Source organism: Stenotrophomonas maltophilia, from assembly GCF_002799155.1.
Classification (GTDB): Bacteria; Pseudomonadota; Gammaproteobacteria; order Xanthomonadales; family Xanthomonadaceae; genus Stenotrophomonas; species Stenotrophomonas maltophilia_R.
In genome coordinates, this window is sequence record NZ_NERD01000002.1 from 3,506,141 (window position 1) to 3,523,322 (window position 17,182).

Genomic DNA, 17,182 nt, shown 5'->3' on the forward strand with positions numbered 1-17,182 from the left:
GTACAGGAAGACAGTGAAATCCGGCACATACCGGGCATCGAAGCGATCACGATACGCTGGGTTCCAGCCGGCGCCTGTCCCGGCCCTGCGATAGGGGTACACTGCCGGCCGTGAGCGTCCAGGCATCCCGCCGAACGCACCGCGGCAGTGCGCCGCGAGGCAACGACGAGGGTCGCGCCACCGGGCATGGCCCAGTTCACCCACCTCCGGCATGGCCGGGTGCAATCCAAGACGAGAAACCAAGATGAGCGACAAGGTTGTACATGTCGGCGACGCCGACTTCGATAGCGCAGTGCTGAATTCCAAGGAACCGGTGCTGGTCGATTTCTGGGCCGAGTGGTGTGGCCCCTGCAAGATGATCGCCCCGGCGCTGGACGAACTGGCCGATGCCTACCAGGGCCGCGCCAAGATCGCCAAGGTCAACGTCGACCACAACCGCGCGCTGGCCGCCAAGTACCACGTGCGTTCGATTCCGTACCTGGTCGTGTTCAAGGACGGCGAGAAGGTCGGCGAGCAGATCGGTGCGGTGGGCAAGGCCCAGCTGGCCGGCCTGCTGGACAAGGCCCTGGCCTGATCCTGCTGTTCCCGGCAGCCGCCGCCCGCGGCTGCCGGCGGGCGCCCAGCGTCCATGATGAATGCTGTTCCTGGCGACCCTTGCATGGCGCCGCAGGCCGATGATAGTGTCGGCATATCCGGCCGCGTTCGCGTGCCGCACCCTCTGGACGCAGTTTCTTCCAGACCCATTCCCAACGTTCGCCGCCCCAGCCGGGCGCTCGCACCTTCAAGCGAGGAATAACGCTCTTGTCCGATAACACTTCCGAAACCGGCAGCGCCGATGCGCCCGCCGAAAAGCGCGTGCGCAAGCCCCGCGTGAGCAAGGCCGCCGCTCCGGCAGCCGCCGAAACCAGCGCCGCTCCGGCGCAACCGACCCTGCCGCTGGCAGCCGCGCCCGAAGCGCCGGCACCGGCGGCAGCCGCCCCCGCGCCGAGCGCGCCTGCCGCTGAAGCCCCCGCCTCCGGCGGCGGTGAGGGTGGCGAAGGTCGCGAATCCGGACAGCGCCAGCAGAACCACCAGGGCGGTGGCCAGAACCAGGGCCAGGGTCAGAACAACAATCCCTACAACCAGAACGGCCAGCAGGGCCAGGGCAATCGCCGCGACCGTTTCCGCAACCGTCGCGACCGTGACCGCAACCGCGGTGGCCGTGATGACGGCATGCCGCAGGACGGCGGCGAGCAGCAGCCGTTCGTGCCGCGCCCGCACGCCAACGTGCCCGAGGGCTTCCCGGTCTACTCGCTGAGCGACCTCAAGCGCATGCCGGCGCAGAAGCTGCTGGAAATCGCCGAGCAGCTGCAGATCTCCGAAGGCGTTGCCCGTGCCCGCAAGCAGGATGTGATCTTCGCCCTGCTGAAGGTGCTGACCCGCCACGGCGACGGCGTCGCCGCCGACGGCGTGCTGGAAATCCTGCCGGACGGCTTCGGCTTCCTGCGCGCGGCTGAAGCCAGCTACCTGGCCGGCCCGGACGACACCTACATCTCGCCCAGCCAGATCCGCCGCTTCAACCTGCGCACCGGCGACCACATCTCCGGCCGCATCCGCTTCCCGAAGGACGGCGAGCGCTACTTCGCGCTGAACATCGTCGACACCATCAACGGCGAGCCGATCGAAGCGTCGAAGAACAAGGTGCTGTTCGAGAACCTGACCGCGCTGTTCCCGCGCCGCCGCTTCACCCTGGAGCGTGGCAACGGTTCGTCGGAAGACATCACCGGCCGCATCCTCGACCTGATGGCACCGCAGGGCAAGGGCCAGCGCTCGCTCATCGTGTCCCAGCCGAAGGCGGGCAAGACGATGATGATGCAGCAGGTCGCCACCGCCATCACCACCAACCACCCGGACGTGCACCTGATCGTGCTGCTGATCGACGAGCGCCCGGAAGAAGTGACCGAAATGCAGCGCACCGTGCGCGGCGAGGTCATCAGCTCGACCTTCGACGAGCCGGCCGCGCGCCACGTGCAGGTGGCCGAAATGGTCATCGAGCGCGCCAAGCGCCTGGTCGAGCACAAGAAGGACGTGGTGATCCTGCTGGACTCCATCACCCGCCTGGCCCGCGCCTACAACAACGTGGTACCGAGCTCGGGCAAGGTGCTGACCGGTGGTGTGGACGCCAACGCCCTGCACCGCCCGAAGCGCTTCTTCGGTGCCGCGCGCAACGTGGAAGAAGGCGGCAGCCTGACCATCATCGCCACCGCGCTGGTCGATACCGGCTCGAAGATGGACGAGGTGATCTACGAAGAGTTCAAGGGCACCGGCAACAGCGAAGTGCACCTGAGCCGTCGTATCGCTGAAAAGCGCGTGTTCCCGGCCATCGACATCAACCGTTCCGGCACCCGCCGCGAAGACCTGCTGATCGAGCCGGAGCTGCTGCAGAAGATCTGGATCCTGCGCAAGCTGCTGCATCCGATGGATGAAATGGCCGCGATGGAGTTCCTGCTGGACAAGATGAAGAACACCAAGTCCAATGACGAGTTCTTCGGTTCGATGAAGCGCTGATCCACGGCGTTGCATCGAAAAGAACCTGCCGCTCGCTGCGGCAGGTTTTTTTTTGCCTGCAGGGCGACCCACTTCACTTTGCCGCCGACCGCTTTTGGCGATAATCCGCCCACCACCCTGCCCGGCCCTGCGGGCGTGGGCACCGATTCCCGCTGTCGCCCCTTCCGGAGAACCGGTCGGGTCCAGCCTCCTGCCGGATCCGTCGACGCATGCCAACGCTGTCTCCCCGCCTCAACCTGGGCAAGTTGATCCTCGCCCTGGCCCTGCTCAGCGCCATCATCGCCCTGGCCAATACCCTGCTGACCAGCTACCGCGTGCAGCGCGACCAGCTGGTCGGCACTACCCTGGAAGCCAACCGCGTCTATGCCACCAAGCTGGCCGAGACCACCCAGAACTTCCTGCTGGCCGCGCAGCAGGAGCTGGCCTACGCCGCCACCCGGCTCGGCCAGAGCGACCTGGATCCGAAGCAGGCCCAGGATGAAGCCAGCCGCCTGCAGCTGCAGACCAACAGCTTCAACTCCTCGCTGGTGGTGGACGCCGACGGCCTGGTGATCGCCACCTCGCCGCAGACCCTGCAGCTGCAGGGCGAGATCCTGCACAGCGTCGGCAACAACGCCGCACTGGCCGCGCGCCAGCCGATGATCAGCGACCCGTACCAGTCGGCCACGGGCAAGCTGCTGGTCTCGCTGTCGCACCCGATCTTCGATCGCCAGGGCCGCTACCGCGGCTACGTCAGCGGCACCCTGTACCTGCGCCAGCGCAGCGCGCTGCACACGCTGCTGGGCAAGCACTACTATCGAGATGGCTCCTACCTGTACGTGGTCGACCGCCATGGCCGCCTGCTGTACCACGCCGACGGCAAGCGGGTCGGCGACTACGTGGTCGGCAACCCGGCGGTGAAGGCGGTGGTGCGCGGTGAACGCGGCGCGCAGCAGGTACGCAACAACCTCGGCGTGTCGATGCTGGCTGGTTATGCGCCGGTACCGGCCACCGGCTGGGGCATCATCGCCCAGCGGCCGACCGAGGCCACGTTGCAGCCGCTGTCGCGGTTGATGACCGCGGTGATCTGGAACGCGATTCCGCTCGGCCTGCTTTCGCTGCTGATCACCTGGTGGTTCGCCCGGCGCATCTCGATGCCGCTGTGGCAGCTGGCGCGCAATGTGCAGGGCGGCGAGGACACCGGCAATGCAATCAACCACGTCAGCGGCATCCGCGCGTGGTACTTCGAGGTTGCCCAGCTCAAGCAGGCGGTACTGCACAGCTTCAACGCCCTGCAGGAGCGGATCGGTACACTCAGCCGTGCCAACCGCACCGATCCGCTGACCGGCCTGCTCAATCGCCGGGGCCTGCAGCAAGCGCTGGATGCACTGCAGGTGCAGGGCATACCGTTCGCAATCCTGGCGCTGGATATCGATCGCTTCAAATCGATCAACGACAGCCACGGCCATGACGTCGGCGACGCCGCCATCGTCCATATCGCTGACCAGATGCGCCGCTACTCGCGCGACAGCGACATCCTCTGCCGCGCCGGTGGCGAGGAATTCCTGCTGCTGTTGCCGGGCATCAGTACCGACTCGGCACGCCAGGCCGGCGAGCGCCTGCGCCAGCACATCGCCGACCATCCGTTCGAGCCGGTGGGCACCATCACCGTGTCGCTGGGCGTCGCCCACTTCCCCAGCTTCCATGTCGATGCCGAACAGGCGCTGCGGCTGGCCGACAAGGCGCTGTACATGGCCAAGGAACGAGGCCGCAACCGGGTGGTGGTCTACCCATACGCGGACTGAGAAGCAGCCGGCCAGGCCGGCTGTTTCACCGCGCCGGAATCAGCGCTGCGCCAGCGGCGTCAGCAGGCGCAGGCCGCGCTGGGTGCCATCGACCATGTACACGCCGCCGGCCGGCAGCAGATCACTGCCCGCCTGCCCGGCGGTATCCGGCGTGCGCCACGGTGCGGCCTGGCGCGGGCCGGGAATGAAGGCGCGCCAGCGCCCGTAACGTTCCGGCTGGGCGTTGCCATTGTTGTTCAGTGCGAAGGTGACCGGCACGCGCACGGTCCAGGAGTCCCGCGTGCTGTCCTCGCCGGTGGTCGGCGGCACGAAGGTCCACTTGCGGGCCGCACTGATGCTGGCCTTGGCGAGGATGTCGCGCATCCTGGCCATGGTCCGTTCCGGTGCGACCACCGTCATGTTCACCTGTTCGGCAATGACATCGGCAACGGTACCGTCGCGCGCCACCTGGACCAGCAGCAGTACGTCACCCTGCCCACCATTGCGGAAGGCCTCCTCGGGGTAGCGCGGTGGCGGCATGCGCTTCTGGGTGACCGAGTCAGTAGCCTTCGGATCATATTCACTGAAGTCGACACTGGTCATGCTGACCTGGTAGCCGCCATCGTCCTGCTCCTTGCCACGCAGGCGTACCCGCAGCGGCGCGTGGATGGCCACCGGCCTGCCATCGCGCAGCGTCGGCTCGAACTGCCAGCCACGGATGGTGCCTTCCACGAATGATGCGATACCCGGTGCGAGCATCGCCTGCTGGTCCAGGACCAGCGTGCTGACCGAACCGTCGGCCGCCACGTCGATACTGCCCGACAGCGCCATGCTCATCTCGGCAGCTGCGCGCACCGCGCGCGCGTTCTGGGCAACGGCGTCTGCCGGCAGCAGGGGAGCACCGGCGGTGAACGCCAGGGCCAGCGCAAGGAACAGGGGAGAACGCATCATTGCCGGATCCATGGTGATGAGGTGGTCCCCGAGCGTACCCCAGCCTGGACGGGACCGGCAGGCGGTTCACGCCAATCCGTTCAGGCCAGGCGATGAGCCACCGCGTAGGGCGGCGTGTCCGGATAGTCACCTTGGGCGAAGCGTTCCTGCAGGCCCTGCCACCACGCTGGATCGAATAGGTGCCGGTAATGTTCGCGCACTGCGGCCAGCTCGCCCGCCGGCAGGCCCATGAACGGGCCGAAGCGCTCGGGAAATACATCGCGTGGCCCGACATGGAACCAGGGCTCGTCGGCCATGGCCTCCTCCGGCGTACGCGGCTGCGGCCAGGCGCGGAACACGCAGTCGCTGACCAGGCACAGCTCGTCATAGTCGTAGAACACGGCCCGGCCATGCCGCGATACGCCGAAGTTCTTCGGCAGCATGTCGCCGGGGAAGATGTTGTTGCGTGCCATGTCGGTGATCGCCTGCGCGTAGTCGAGCACCGCAGCGCGCACCGCCTCCCGGGACTGCTCGCGCAGGTACAGGTTCAAGGGACGGAAACGACGCTGCACATAGCACAGTGCGATCTCGACCTCCTCGCCATCGATGCGTACGCTCTGCGCGCACTGCTGCAGCAGCTCTTCCAGCAAGGCCGGCGCGAAGCGCTCGCGCGGGAAGCGCAGATGACGATAGGGCTGTGCGTCAAGCAGGCGGCCGACACGATCCAGGTTGAACACCAGCGCATACTTCTCTTCCACCTGCTGGCGCGACATCGACTTCGGCCAGGCGAAGCGGTCGCGGATCAGCTTGAATACCAGCGGATAGCTGGGCAGGGTGAACACCGCCATGACCATGCCCGGCGTGCCTTCGGCGTGCACCAGCCGCTCCTGCGGGTGCTCGTTGAAGTGCCGGAAGAAGGTGCGGTAGCGCTCGGTCTTGCCCTGCTTGGCTCGGCCCAGCACGGTGTAGATCTCGTCGATCGGCTTGCCCGGCAGCAGGCTGCGCAGGAACACCACGGCGTCGCCGACCGTGCCCAGGTCGGCCTGGAAGTAGCTGCGTGATACACCGAACAGGTGAGCGACATCACGGCGCCGGGTCAGCACTGCATCGGCACGCAGGCCGCGCTCGTCGTTGACCAGGGCGATCACGCACGGCGAGAAGCGGTGCTCGCCGAACACGCGGCCGACCAGGTAGGCACGGCGCTCGCGGTAGAACACGGTGTCGAGCAGTTCGATGCTGCGTACCGGCGTGTCACCCCAATGGGCGAGGTCATCCTGCAGCCGCACGGCGATGGCCGCCGCGCAGCGCAACTGGTGCGCATAGGGCGTGTCGAAGCGGTAGTCGGCCAACACGCGTTGCAGCGCCTCCACCGGCCGCGTCGGCGAGACCGCATAGGTATGCCGCGCGACGGGGTGGGTGATTGCATCGGACGGCTCGACGTCGAAAGCGATGAACTCCAGCGCCGGGTCCACGCCCCGGGTAGCGAACAGACGCCGCGACAGCGTGTTGTAGAAGGTCTTGTACAGTTCGGCATCGATCAGGCCCTGCAGCAGCGCGCTGTACCGCGCGTGCACCTGCAGCCACAGTGCGCGCTCGCCGATCGCCTCACCGGCGAGGCGACGCAGCGCATCCATCTGCTCGGCGATGCACAGGTCATACAGGGCGATGCGTTCGACCGCATCCTGCCGCGCACCGGCCCAGTCGCGCTGCTCGAAGCGCTGCCGCGCCCGCGCGGTAATCGCCGCGAAACGGGCATGATACTGCTCGAAACCATCGCGGATGGCGCCGGCGATGCGCGGCGCCAGCTCGGCAGCGATGTCAGGCTCGGACATGCAGGGCTCACCCCGGGAGGACCGGCTTCACCATACGCTGGCGTGGGGTGGGTTGTGTAGAGCCGAGCATCGGTTTGGTCCCAGAGGGGCCAGCGCCACTGCGCGCCGCGACAAACGCAACGATTCCTACAGACCCCGCGCCCCCGTGCTGCCTACCCTGTCAGGCCCAACAACGGCACAAGGTGACGCATGCAGCAAATGACCTTTATTCCGCGCGTGGAGGAAGGCAACGTAATCCCCCAGCGCGCCCGCGACGGCTACATCAGTGCCACCGCCCTGTGCCAGTCCGTCGGCAAGCGCTGGTCCGACTACCGGGCGCTGAAATCAACGGAGGAGTTCCTGCAGGAACTCATGGCGCAGACGAAGCTGGCCGAGAATGAACTGATCCACGTGGTATCCGGTGGAAACCCGGCAATGCAGGGTACCTGGATCCACCCGTACCTCGCCATCAACCTCGGCCAGTGGTTGTCGCGCAAGTTCGCGGTGAAGGTCTCGCAGTGGGTGGTGGAATGGCAGCAGGGCCGCGCCAACGCGGTGATGCCCGTGCACATCGACCGCTACATGCAGAACCGTGCCAAGGTGCCGTACACCCATTTCTCGATGCTCAACGAGCTGACGTTGAACCTGATCGCACCGCTGGAGCAGGCGGGCTATACGCTCCCGCAGGCGCTGGTGCCGGACATCTCCGAAGGCCGCCTGTTCTGCAAATGGCTGAGGGATCATCGCGGCGTCAACACCGATGCACTGCCCACGTATGACCACGCCTACCCGGACGGCCGCACGGTGCAGGCCAAACTGTATCCCAACGAGTTCTACGAGGACTTCCGCCGCCACTTCAACGAAGTGTGGCTGCCCAATCATGCATCCAAGTACTTCGCCGCGCGCGACAGCAAGGCTCTATCGTTCGTCTCTGCACTGCTGCTTCCAGCAGCTTGAGATTCGCGTCGAGCCTGCCTGGCTGCCTCTGCCGCAGTCGCGCAGGCTCGACGCTACGAAGGGCGGAGACCGCAGCAGCCGAGCATGGCTCGGCTACAGAAGCCGTTCGCTCAGATCGCCAGTTCGGTCTCCACGTCCTGCACCTTGCGCCGGGCCAATGCCAGGTTGGACTTGGTGCGGTCCAGCACGATGTAGAAGAACAGGCCCTTCTTCTTCGCCACCGGACGCATGATGTGGTACGCCTTGCCCAGCGAGATCAGGATGTCTTCAATGCTGTCGTTGAGGTTCAGCGACGCGGCGGTCTTCATCTTGGCGCGGATCACTTCAGTGTTGCCGGCGGCGGCCACTTCCATGTCCATGCCGGCACCGGCTTCGCCCAGCAGCATGCCGCTTTCGTAGTCGACCAGCGCCACTGCCTGCGCGCCATCGATGCCCATCAGTGCATCCAACGATTCAGTCAATCCAGCCACGTCGCACCCCTTGTCGATGTTGGTTCGAGCCCCTCGTTCCCCTGCGGCCGGGCTCACGATCCGCCGAGTTCGGCCAGGATTGCCTGGCCACATTCCCTGCTCTGCCACAGCACCTGGCCGATCACGCTGCGCTGGTCGCAGGCCGCCATCAGCAGCAGCGGTGCGCGCCCTTCGGCCTGGATCGCCAGCATCAGCACCTTGCCGCCCATCGCTTCCAGCATCAGCGTCTGCAGATCGCCCAGCGCCAGTTCGCGCCCCACCGCTGCGGCCAGCGCCAGCATCGCGCTGGTCATCGCCGCCAGCCGTTCGCCGCGCCCTTCGGCGCCGGCGCTGACCAGCGCGAAGCCATCGACACTGGCCAGCACCACCGTGCGCACGCCTTCAACGCGCTGCTGCAGGTCCTGCAGCAGCGGCTGCAGGCGCTCACGCTGGCCGGCATCGGGCAGCACCGCCAGATGCCCGTCAGCCATGCGCCGCCACCAATGCGTGCGCTTCCATTTCGCTCATCAGTACATCCATCAGCAACAGTCCCTGTTCGCGGTCGCGGGCATCCACGGCCAGCAGCGGCAGCGGCTGGCCGTCAAGGCAGGCACGGGCGGCGCAGCCATCCAGTGCGGCCTGTGGCGCCTGGTCCAGGTGGGTGACCGCCACCACCAGCGCCAGTGACGATGCGAAAGGCTGCAGCACCTGCAGGTAGTCCTCCAGTTCGGTCGCCAACCCGGCGCGGCGCGCATCCAGCAGCAGCACCGCGCCACGCGCGCCCTGCAGCAGGATCGGCCACAGGAAATCAAAGCGCTGCTGGCCGGGCGTTCCGTAGAGACGCAGGCGTTCGCCGTTGGGCAGGTCGATGTCTGCGTAGTCCAGCGCGACGGTGGTGGAAGCCTTGTCGGCGCCAAGGCGATCACTGTTGGCCACGTCGGTGTCGACCACCGCACCGGCCGCGATGCTGCGCACGAGTGTCGACTTGCCGCTGCCCATGCCACCCAGCACCACCACCTTGTGCTCACGCATTGCGCTCGCTCCCGCGCAGGTGCCGCCACAGGCGGGCAAGCAGGCCGTGGTCGGCGCCATTGCCGCGTAGTGCCGTCATCGGTGTCGCCGGGGCGCTCTGCAACTGCGCGTAACCGCAGAGATAGGCTGCATGGATGAAATCGCGCACCGCCGCAGCCGGCAACTCGAGCAGCATCGCGCATTCTTCAACCGTGCACGCGCGCTTGAGCAGCAGCGAGCACAGGCGGAAGCCATCGTGGTCGTGACCCAGTACGCGGAAATCCGGCCAGCGCAGCAGCTTTACCGAGGCGCCGCGCAGGCGTTCGTCCAGTGCCTGCCAATGGCGGCTGCGTTGCGCCCATTGCCATAACAGCGGCCGCAGCGGCTGGCGTGGTCGCTCACCACCCAGCGCCTGCAGGCGCGCCGGTGTCAGTGCATCCAGCTGCAGGCGTTCGAAGGCATCGGCCAGGCGCTCCACCAGCGCGCTCGCGGGCTCCTGCAACAGCACGGCCTGGTCATGCTCCAGGTCCATCAGCAGCAATGGCTCGCCTGCATCACTCAACAATGCCTGCCCTTGCCTCAACGGCAGCCGCTCGCGCAGCAGGCGGGTGATGGCGTGCGCGCCATCGGCCAGACGGATCGGTGCGGGTGCGTGCATGGCCATGAACTCCGGTGCCAACTGCATGCGGCGGAGCGCGCGGCCGATGGCACCATCGTCAAGCACATCCTGGAGCCCGTCGCCGTCACGCAGCTGGCCGCCGATATCCTCGATCCAGCACTGCAAGCGTGGGCGTTGCTGGCGCATGCGCTGGGCCGCGTTGCGCAGTGCCGGGGTATCTCGGATGACCAGCAGGTCGCAATCGTCCAGATCCTGGCTGCGGCGGACCTGGCCATCCGGCAGTGCCGAGGCCAGGCGCAGCCGTTGCAGCAGGGCCTGCTCGCCCTGGATGTCGGTTCCCACTACCAGCACGCGTGCCATCCGTGTTCCCCGTGCGGCCACCTCCCCGGTGGCCTCGTGTCGCCAAGGCTAGGGCATTGCCGACGAGGGCCGTCGTGATCAACTGCTCAGATTGAGGGCGGCTGCAGGCCGTCTCCTATCGGTTCTGCGACGGCCATCGCGGGCAAGTTTCATACCCCTTTGACGGCATTCCGACAGCCGACGGATGTCGCAGTTTCATCGCCTGGGGTCAGATCCCTTTTGCATGGCAAAAGGGATCTGACCCCCAGAGCCAAAAAAGAAACCCGCGCCGAAGCGCGGGTTCCGGTGTCACGACCTGGCGGCAGTGGATCAGCCGCGCAGCTGCTCCAGCGCGGCGTTGAAGGTCACGCTCGGGCGCATCGCCTTGCTGGCCTTGGTCACGTCCGGCCGGTAGTAGCCGCCGATGTCCACGGCCTTGCCCTGCACCGCGATCAGCTCTTCGACGATCTTCTGCTCGTTGTCGGTCAGTGCCTTGGCCAGCGGGGCGAAGCGCGCCTTCAGTGCGGCGTCTTCGTCCTGTGCGGCCAGGGCCTGGGCCCAGTACAGCGCGATGTAGAAGTGGCTGCCACGGTTGTCGATGCCGCCCAGCTTGCGCGACGGCGACTTGTCGTTGTCCAGGAACTGGCCGTTGGCTTCGTCCAGCGCCTTGGCCAGCACGCGGGCGGCGGCGTTGTCGTAGCGGTTGCCCAGGTGCTCCAGCGACGCGGCCAGGGCCAGGAACTCACCCAGCGAATCCCAACGCAGGTAGTCCTCTTCGACGAACTGCTGCACGTGCTTCGGAGCCGAACCACCGGCGCCGGTCTCGAACAGGCCACCACCGGCCATCAGCGGCACGATCGACAGCATCTTGGCGCTGGTGCCCAGCTCCATGATCGGGAACAGGTCGGTGAGGTAATCGCGCAGCACGTTGCCGGTCACCGAGATGGTGTCCTCGCCCTTGCGGATGCGGTCCAGCGAGAACGCAGTGGCCTCCACCGGCGGCAGGATGCGGATATCCAGGCCGGTAGTGTCGTGGTTCTTCAGGTACTGCTCGACCTTGGCGATGACCTGCGCGTCGTGGGCGCGGGCGGCGTCCAGCCAGAACACGGCCGGGGTGCTGCTCAGGCGGGCGCGTTCGACGGCCAGCTTGACCCAGTCCTGGATCGGCGCGTCCTTGGTCTGGCACATGCGCCAGATGTCACCGGCTTCCACGGCGTGCTCGAACACCACGGTGCCGGCATCGTCGGTGACCTTGACCACGCCATCGGCGGCGATCTGGAAGGTCTTGTCGTGCGAGCCGTACTCTTCGGCCTTCTGCGCCATCAGGCCGACGTTGGGCACCGAACCCATGGTGGCCGGGTCGAAGGCGCCGTGCGCCTTGCAGTCGTCGATGACGGCCTGGTACACGCCGGCGTAGCAGCGGTCCGGAATGACCGCCTTGGTGTCCTGCAGCTTGCCTTCGGCGTTCCACATCTTGCCGGAGTCGCGGATCATCGCCGGCATCGAAGCGTCGACGATCACGTCACTCGGCACGTGCAGGTTGGTGATGCCCTTGTCCGAGTTGACCATGGCCACGCCCGGACGCTGCGCGTACTCGGCCGCCAGGTCGGCTTCGATCGCAGCGCGGGTGGCTTCGGGCAGCGACGGCAGGCGGGCGGCCAGGTCACCGATGCCGTTGTTGGCATCAAAACCGGCCTGCTTCAGCACCTCGGCGTGCTTGGCCAGCACGTCCTTGTAGAACTCGTTGACCGCCACGCCGAACATGATCGGGTCGGAGACCTTCATCATGGTCGCCTTCAGGTGCAGCGAGAACAGCACGCCCTGGGCCTTGGCGTCGGCGATCTGCTCGCCAATGAACGCGGCCAGTGCCTTGCGGCTCATCACGGCGGCATCGACGATCTCACCAGCCTTCACCGCGGTCTTTTCCTTCAGCACGACGGTGCTGCCGTCCTTGCCGTGGAAAGTGATCTTCAGCGAACCGGCGTTGGCCACGGTAGCCGACTTCTCGCTGCCGTAGAAATCACCGGCGGCCATGTGGGCGACGTGCGACTTCGAATCCGACGCCCAGGCGCCCATGCGGTGCGGGTGCTTGCGCGCGTAGCTCTTCACCGACAGCGGTGCGCGGCGATCGGAGTTGCCTTCGCGCAGCACCGGATTGACCGCACTGCCCTTGACCTTGTCGTAGCGCGCCTTGTAGTCGCGCTGCTGGTCGTCGGCGGGGGTTTCCGGGTAATCCGGCAGCGGATAGCCCTGGTCCTGCAGTTCCTTGATGGCCGCCTTCAGCTGCGGCACCGAGGCGGAGATGTTCGGCAGCTTGATGATGTTGGCGTCCGGGGTGGTCGCCAGCTGGCCCAGCTCGGCCAGGTCGTCGCTGACCTTCTGCGCATCGGACAACAGTTCAGGGAACTGCGAGAGGATGCGGCCAGACAGCGAGATGTCACGGGTTTCCACCACGATGCCGGCAGTGGCGGTGTAGGCATCGACGATCGGCAGCAGCGACTGGGTAGCCAGGAACGGGGCTTCGTCGGTCAGCGTGTAGAGAATCTTGGACATGGGGGACTTGGACTCTGTAGCAGTGCTCAGGGGAAGGCCGGCGCCAGCGCCGGGCCACGTGCAACCGTGTCGCGCGCGGGGCTGGGCCCCACGCTTTCCCCCGTCGCCGTCAGGGTGGGCGCGCGACGGGGAAACCCCTGCATTGTCGCGTTTTCAGCCGCGCGGGGCAAAGCCACGCCATACGCGGCGGTACTGCACGCGGGCAACGCTGTGATCCATCCACGCTGGGCGTGGAGCTGCCAGAACATCGCGCCGCACCCCGGATCCATGTCATCGCCCAATAAAAAAGGACGCAGCCTCGCGGCTGCGTCCATCGTGAGCCCTGCCGGGAGAGAGTCGGCAGGACTTACTTGACCTCGAACTCCTGCGGCGTTCCGGCCGCCTTGCCATCAACCATGACCTCGGCGCGGTACTTGCCGGCCGGCCAGCCCTTTGCATTCTTGAACGTGACGTTGGTGGTTTCCGCGCCACTGGTATTCAGGGTCGCGGTCTGTTCGCCGGCCACCTGGCCGTCCTGGAAGGTCAGCTTGGCAGCGACGCTCACGTTGTTGGCGGCGCCGTCGGTCTTGACCGAGACGATGACATCATCCTTCGGCGCGAACAGTGCCGCCGGTGCAACCGACTTGTCGGCGGCGGCGGTCTTGCCCACGGTGACGTTGGAAACGTTGACCGCTGCAGCTTCCGCCATCGGCGGCGGCGCACCGGTCATCGGCGCCGGTGCCGGCTCGGCCGGAGCGGTTGCGGCAGGCGCGGCGTTGTTGTCGGTCGACTCTTCCTTCTTCTTGCAACCGACCAGGGCAACGCTGCCCAGCAGGGCGGCGATCAGGGCGGTCTGGAGCGGGGTGGTCTTGATCATTCGGGGTTCCTCCCAGGGCAATTGTCGGACGGCGTTCGGTCGCCGTTTACTTCGGCGGCAGTTTCAGGGTCTGGCCCGGGAAGATCTTGTCCGGGTCATCAAGCACATCGCGGTTGGCTTCGAAGATCTTCTTCCACGCATTGGCATCGCCCAGATGCTGCTTGGCGATCTTCGACAGCGAGTCACCCTTCTGCACGGTGTAGGTACCACCGCTGACGACGTCTGCGGTGCTGTCCACCGAAGCGCTGACGCCAGAGAAGTCTGCCTTCGGCACCTGCTCGGCGGTACTGTCGACGCTGCCACTGACGCCGGAGAAATCGGCTTTCTTCTCGGTACTCATCCACAACTCCCGTCTGCATGACTACGTTGCATGCACGTTGCCATGGTGGTTGTTAAATGGGGATGGTGCAGATGTGAAGCCGCCCCGGGGGGCGGCTGAACAATCGGGAAGGCGGGTGCCCGGTAGTGCCGGCCCGGGACCGGCACCAGCCTTAACCGCCTGCGGCGGCTATTGGCGCAGCTCGCGGTAGGTCGCGGCCGGGGCGGCGATGCCGGGGCTGGCGCGCCAGGGGTTGATGTCCAGGCCGCCGCGGCGGGTGTAACGGGCTTCCACTTCCAGCCATTGTGGCTGGCAGCGCGCGGACACCTCGCTGAATATCCGTTCGACGCACTGCTCGTGGAACTCGGCGTGCTCGCGGTAGCTGACCAGGTAGCGCAGCAGCCCGGCGCGGTCGATCTTCGGCCCGCGGTAACGCAGGCTGACCGTGGCCCAATCCGGCTGGCCGGTGACCGGGCAGTTGGACTTCAGCAGTGCCGAGACCAGGATCTCCTCCACCACCTCGCCCGCATCGGCGGCGAGGAATTCCGCCTGGGGTGGGCCATAGCAGTCGATGGCCACGTCCAGCCCGTCGATGGACTCGCCCAGTGGCGACTCACGCAGGTCCGGCAGGCCGAACTCAACCTGGACCGGCGCACCGGCGCAGGCTGACAAGTCAGCCACCAGGCGCTCACGCAGTGCCTCGGCGCTGTCGATGCGGGTGCTGTTGAGGGAGTTGAGGTACAGCTTGAACGACTTCGACTCGATCAGCCGCGGCGAGGTGCACGGCACCTGCACGGTCGCCACGGCGACCTGCGGCTTGCCACGCGGGTCGAGCCAGCTCAGCTCGAAGGCGTGCCAGCGGTCGTGGCCGACGAACGGCAGCGCGGCGTCATCCAGGCCGATCTCGGCACGGGCGCCGCTGCGCGGGATGGGAAACAGCAGGCCGGGATCGTACTGCGACGGGTAACTGACCTCGCGACCGAGGCTGGAATCCTGTGGGGTGTTCATGGGGTCATTGTATCGCGCGGACGGCGGGCCTTCGGCCGGGCCGGCCAACGGCGGAGCCCCTCCGTAGTGGGGTGTTGGGTCGTCGAAAGCCTGGATTCCCGGGAGTGGGCCGGGCGGATGGGGCTGGCGGGGACGCCGTGAATCCGTCCCTGGAGGCTTAGCCGCGCCATCCATGGCGCGGATACCCCGCCAGCCCCACCCGCCCGGCTCCCCGGACACATTTCTGCCGCCGATCCACCACGGAAAAGATCAGAAAATCAAAATCAGAATCAGAATCCGATCCTTCAGACGTTCATGACGTCCGCCGTGCCGACCAACGGTCGGCACCCACCAACAGCAGCGGGCACCAACAGCCGCGGGAAACTGTCGAAGGCGGGGTGGGTCCGGTTGAGGGGGTGTCCGCGGCATGGATGCCGCGGCCAAGCCCCCATGGACGGGTTTACGGCGTCCCCCGCAACCGGACGCACCCCGCCATCCCACGGAATGCCCGTTTTTGACGTTGACGTTGATCTAAGCGGGTGCAGGGCGCAGCCCTGCCGGAAACCCTCACCCTGCAGGAGTGCCGGCACCGTTCAAGTAATCCAGGCTCACCTGCAGCAGCGCGCGGAATCCCACATCCAGCGCCTTCTCATCCAGCAGGAACTTCGGCGAATGGTTGGCCGGCGCCGTCGCCGGATCGATACCCACGCTGGTGGAGCCGACGAAGAAGAACATGCCCGGCACCTCCTTCGCGTACAGCGAGAAATCCTCCGCGCCCATCTGCAGCGGCGGCTCGTACACGTTGTCCTTGCCCACCACCGCCTGCAGGCTCGGCAGCATCTTCGCCGTCAGTGCCGGGTCGTTCACCGTGGCCGGGTTGCCTTCCGACTCGTAGATGTCGGTCACCGCCTTCGCGCCATGCGCGGCGGCAGTGTGCTCGGCCACGTTGCGCAGGTCGGCGAAGATCTGCTGGCGCATGCCTTCGTCGAAGGTGCGGATGGTGCCGACCATCTCCACCTCATCGGGAATGATGTTGTAGCGGATGCCACCATTGATGGCACCGAAGGTCAGCACCGCCGGCTGCTTGGACAGGTTGGCGCGGCGGCTGACGATGGTCTGCGCGGTGCCGACCAGGTCAGCGGTGGCCACGATCGGGTCCACGCCGTTCCACGGCGCCGAGCCATGCGTCTGGCGGCCGATCACCTTGATGCCGAATCGATCCGAAGCAGCCATCAGCGGCCCACCCCGCACCGCGATCTGTCCTGCCTGCACGCTGGAAAACACATGCAGGCCGAACACCGCTTCCGGCTTGAAGCCAGCGAACAGCCCTTCCTTCAGCATCAGGGCCGCACCACCCTCTTCCGGTGGCGGTGCCCCCTCTTCGGCCGGCTGGAAGATCAGCATCACCTGGCCCGGCAGGTCCTTCTTCATCGACACCAGCGCTTCGGCCACGCCGAGCAGGGTGGCGGTGTGTGCGTCGTGGCCACAGGCATGCATCACGCCCACGGTCTGCCCGCGGTACTGGTCGGTGGCCTTGGAGGCGAACGGCAGACCGGTCTGTTCGGTCACCGGCAGCGCGTCCATGTCCGCACGCAGGGCAATCTTCGGCCCGGGCTTGCCACCTTCGATGATCGCCACCACGCCATGGTGGGCGATGCCGGTCTTCGGCTTCAGGCCCATCGCGCGCAGGCGCTTGGCGACCTCGGCCGAGGTACGCACCTCGCGGTTGGACAGTTCCGGGTGCTGGTGGAAGTCGCGGCGCCATTCGACCACCTTGGCCTGCAGCCGCTGGGCGGCGGCGGTCACTTCCGGGCGCTGCCCGTCCTGGGCATGGGCGAGGGCCGGCAAGGCCAGCAGCAGGGCGGACAGCAGCAACGAACGGCGCATCACGATCTCCACGGCAGGGGGTTCCAGCTGAATGTAGGGCAACACTGCCGTCACGGGAACCTCCGCGGCCGGATCCGGTCCTAGCGCCCGTCCCATCCGTCATGCAGGAAACGTGATGTGGCACAGGTATGCTTTGCGCATTGCCAACCGGGGC

At 66.7% G+C, this 17,182-nt stretch carries 15 protein-coding genes; 4 read left to right on the forward strand and 11 right to left on the reverse strand.

Translation table 11 applies throughout. The features are described from left to right. Positions 1 to 244 precede the first annotated feature (244 nt). The 3 genes from trxA (at position 245) to B9Y82_RS16820 (ending at position 4,331) form a co-directional block, all read left to right on the forward strand. Positions 245 to 574, forward strand: coding sequence for a thioredoxin (gene trxA, locus B9Y82_RS16810; RefSeq protein WP_005411275.1), 330 nt, complete (start codon positions 245 to 247; stop codon positions 572 to 574). Between the two features lie 227 nt (positions 575 to 801). After that, a complete protein-coding gene (gene rho / locus B9Y82_RS16815) occupies positions 802 to 2,547 on the forward strand; it encodes a transcription termination factor Rho (protein WP_100474118.1) in 1,746 nt (581 codons plus the stop codon). Positions 2,548 to 2,756: 209 nt separating this feature from the next. Continuing rightward, the gene (locus B9Y82_RS16820) at positions 2,757 to 4,331 is read left to right on the forward strand and encodes a sensor domain-containing diguanylate cyclase (RefSeq protein WP_100474119.1); all 1,575 of its coding nucleotides are present in this window, start codon (positions 2,757 to 2,759) and stop codon (positions 4,329 to 4,331) included. A 39-nt stretch (positions 4,332 to 4,370) separates the two neighbouring features. On the opposite strand, the gene B9Y82_RS16825 is transcribed toward B9Y82_RS16820, so the two are convergent. After that, positions 4,371 to 5,261 (reverse strand): energy transducer TonB, encoded by an 891-nt coding sequence (locus tag B9Y82_RS16825; RefSeq protein ID WP_100474120.1) that lies wholly within the window; start codon positions 5,259 to 5,261, stop codon positions 4,371 to 4,373. An 80-nt stretch (positions 5,262 to 5,341) separates the two neighbouring features. Next, positions 5,342 to 7,072 (reverse strand): bifunctional isocitrate dehydrogenase kinase/phosphatase, encoded by a 1,731-nt coding sequence (aceK, locus tag B9Y82_RS16830; RefSeq protein WP_100474121.1) that lies wholly within the window; start codon positions 7,070 to 7,072, stop codon positions 5,342 to 5,344. 198 nt (positions 7,073 to 7,270) lie between these two features. Between aceK and B9Y82_RS16835 the strand changes: the two genes are divergently transcribed. Next, complete coding sequence (locus B9Y82_RS16835; protein WP_238381627.1) at positions 7,271 to 8,008, forward strand: KilA-N domain-containing protein; 738 nt, start codon at positions 7,271 to 7,273, stop codon at positions 8,006 to 8,008. A gap of 110 nt (positions 8,009 to 8,118) precedes the next feature. Here the strand turns inward: B9Y82_RS16835 and B9Y82_RS16840 are convergent, their stop codons facing one another. The 9 genes from B9Y82_RS16840 to B9Y82_RS16885 all read right to left on the reverse strand — a co-directional run bounded on the left by B9Y82_RS16840 (position 8,119) and on the right by B9Y82_RS16885 (position 17,028). Continuing rightward, positions 8,119 to 8,478, reverse strand: a complete 360-nt coding sequence (locus tag B9Y82_RS16840; protein ID WP_100474123.1) for a hypothetical protein — start codon at positions 8,476 to 8,478, stop codon at positions 8,119 to 8,121. A 53-nt stretch (positions 8,479 to 8,531) separates the two neighbouring features. After that, positions 8,532 to 8,948: a roadblock/LC7 domain-containing protein gene (locus tag B9Y82_RS16845; protein WP_100474124.1), complete on the reverse strand. Its 417-nt coding sequence runs from the start codon at positions 8,946 to 8,948 to the stop codon at positions 8,532 to 8,534. After that, positions 8,941 to 9,489 carry a GTP-binding protein gene (locus B9Y82_RS16850; protein WP_100474125.1) on the reverse strand — a complete coding sequence of 183 codons (549 nt, stop codon included), beginning with the start codon at positions 9,487 to 9,489 and terminating at the stop codon, positions 8,941 to 8,943. Before B9Y82_RS16850 ends, B9Y82_RS16845 begins: the two co-directional genes overlap by 8 nt. Then, positions 9,482 to 10,447, reverse strand: coding sequence for a hypothetical protein (locus B9Y82_RS16855; protein WP_100474126.1), 966 nt, complete (start codon positions 10,445 to 10,447; stop codon positions 9,482 to 9,484). Before B9Y82_RS16855 ends, B9Y82_RS16850 begins: the two co-directional genes overlap by 8 nt. 309 nt (positions 10,448 to 10,756) lie before the next feature. After that, positions 10,757 to 12,979 carry an NADP-dependent isocitrate dehydrogenase gene (locus B9Y82_RS16860; RefSeq protein WP_100474127.1) on the reverse strand — a complete coding sequence of 741 codons (2,223 nt, stop codon included), beginning with the start codon at positions 12,977 to 12,979 and terminating at the stop codon, positions 10,757 to 10,759. 346 nt (positions 12,980 to 13,325) lie between these two features. Beyond that, positions 13,326 to 13,835 (reverse strand): hypothetical protein, encoded by a 510-nt coding sequence (locus B9Y82_RS16870; RefSeq protein WP_100474129.1) that lies wholly within the window; start codon positions 13,833 to 13,835, stop codon positions 13,326 to 13,328. A gap of 46 nt (positions 13,836 to 13,881) precedes the next feature. Continuing rightward, a complete protein-coding gene (locus tag B9Y82_RS16875; RefSeq protein WP_005419771.1) occupies positions 13,882 to 14,175 on the reverse strand; it encodes a LysM peptidoglycan-binding domain-containing protein in 294 nt (97 codons plus the stop codon). A gap of 168 nt (positions 14,176 to 14,343) precedes the next feature. After that, positions 14,344 to 15,162, reverse strand: a complete 819-nt coding sequence (queF, locus tag B9Y82_RS16880) for an NADPH-dependent 7-cyano-7-deazaguanine reductase QueF (protein WP_100474130.1) — start codon at positions 15,160 to 15,162, stop codon at positions 14,344 to 14,346. A gap of 546 nt (positions 15,163 to 15,708) precedes the next feature. Next, positions 15,709 to 17,028 carry a M20 family metallopeptidase gene (locus B9Y82_RS16885; protein WP_100475267.1) on the reverse strand — a complete coding sequence of 440 codons (1,320 nt, stop codon included), beginning with the start codon at positions 17,026 to 17,028 and terminating at the stop codon, positions 15,709 to 15,711. Between the last annotated feature and the right edge of the window lie 154 nt (positions 17,029 to 17,182).

Coding starts and splice junctions, on each gene's coding strand:
- trxA (WP_005411275.1), top strand. CDS start 245: ATGAGCGACAAGGTTGTACATGTCGGCGACGCCGACTTCGATAGCGCA.
- B9Y82_RS16820 (WP_100474119.1), top strand. CDS start 2,757: ATGCCAACGCTGTCTCCCCGCCTCAACCTGGGCAAGTTGATCCTCGCC.
- B9Y82_RS16825 (WP_100474120.1), bottom strand. CDS start 5,261: ATGATGCGTTCTCCCCTGTTCCTTGCGCTGGCCCTGGCGTTCACCGCC.
- aceK (WP_100474121.1), bottom strand. CDS start 7,072: ATGTCCGAGCCTGACATCGCTGCCGAGCTGGCGCCGCGCATCGCCGGC.
- B9Y82_RS16835 (WP_238381627.1), top strand. CDS start 7,271: ATGACCTTTATTCCGCGCGTGGAGGAAGGCAACGTAATCCCCCAGCGC.
- B9Y82_RS16845 (WP_100474124.1), bottom strand. CDS start 8,948: ATGGCTGACGGGCATCTGGCGGTGCTGCCCGATGCCGGCCAGCGTGAG.
- B9Y82_RS16850 (WP_100474125.1), bottom strand. CDS start 9,489: ATGCGTGAGCACAAGGTGGTGGTGCTGGGTGGCATGGGCAGCGGCAAG.
- B9Y82_RS16855 (WP_100474126.1), bottom strand. CDS start 10,447: ATGGCACGCGTGCTGGTAGTGGGAACCGACATCCAGGGCGAGCAGGCC.
- B9Y82_RS16860 (WP_100474127.1), bottom strand. CDS start 12,979: ATGTCCAAGATTCTCTACACGCTGACCGACGAAGCCCCGTTCCTGGCT.
- B9Y82_RS16870 (WP_100474129.1), bottom strand. CDS start 13,835: ATGATCAAGACCACCCCGCTCCAGACCGCCCTGATCGCCGCCCTGCTG.
- B9Y82_RS16875 (WP_005419771.1), bottom strand. CDS start 14,175: ATGAGTACCGAGAAGAAAGCCGATTTCTCCGGCGTCAGTGGCAGCGTC.
- queF (WP_100474130.1), bottom strand. CDS start 15,162: ATGAACACCCCACAGGATTCCAGCCTCGGTCGCGAGGTCAGTTACCCG.
- B9Y82_RS16885 (WP_100475267.1), bottom strand. CDS start 17,028: ATGCGCCGTTCGTTGCTGCTGTCCGCCCTGCTGCTGGCCTTGCCGGCC.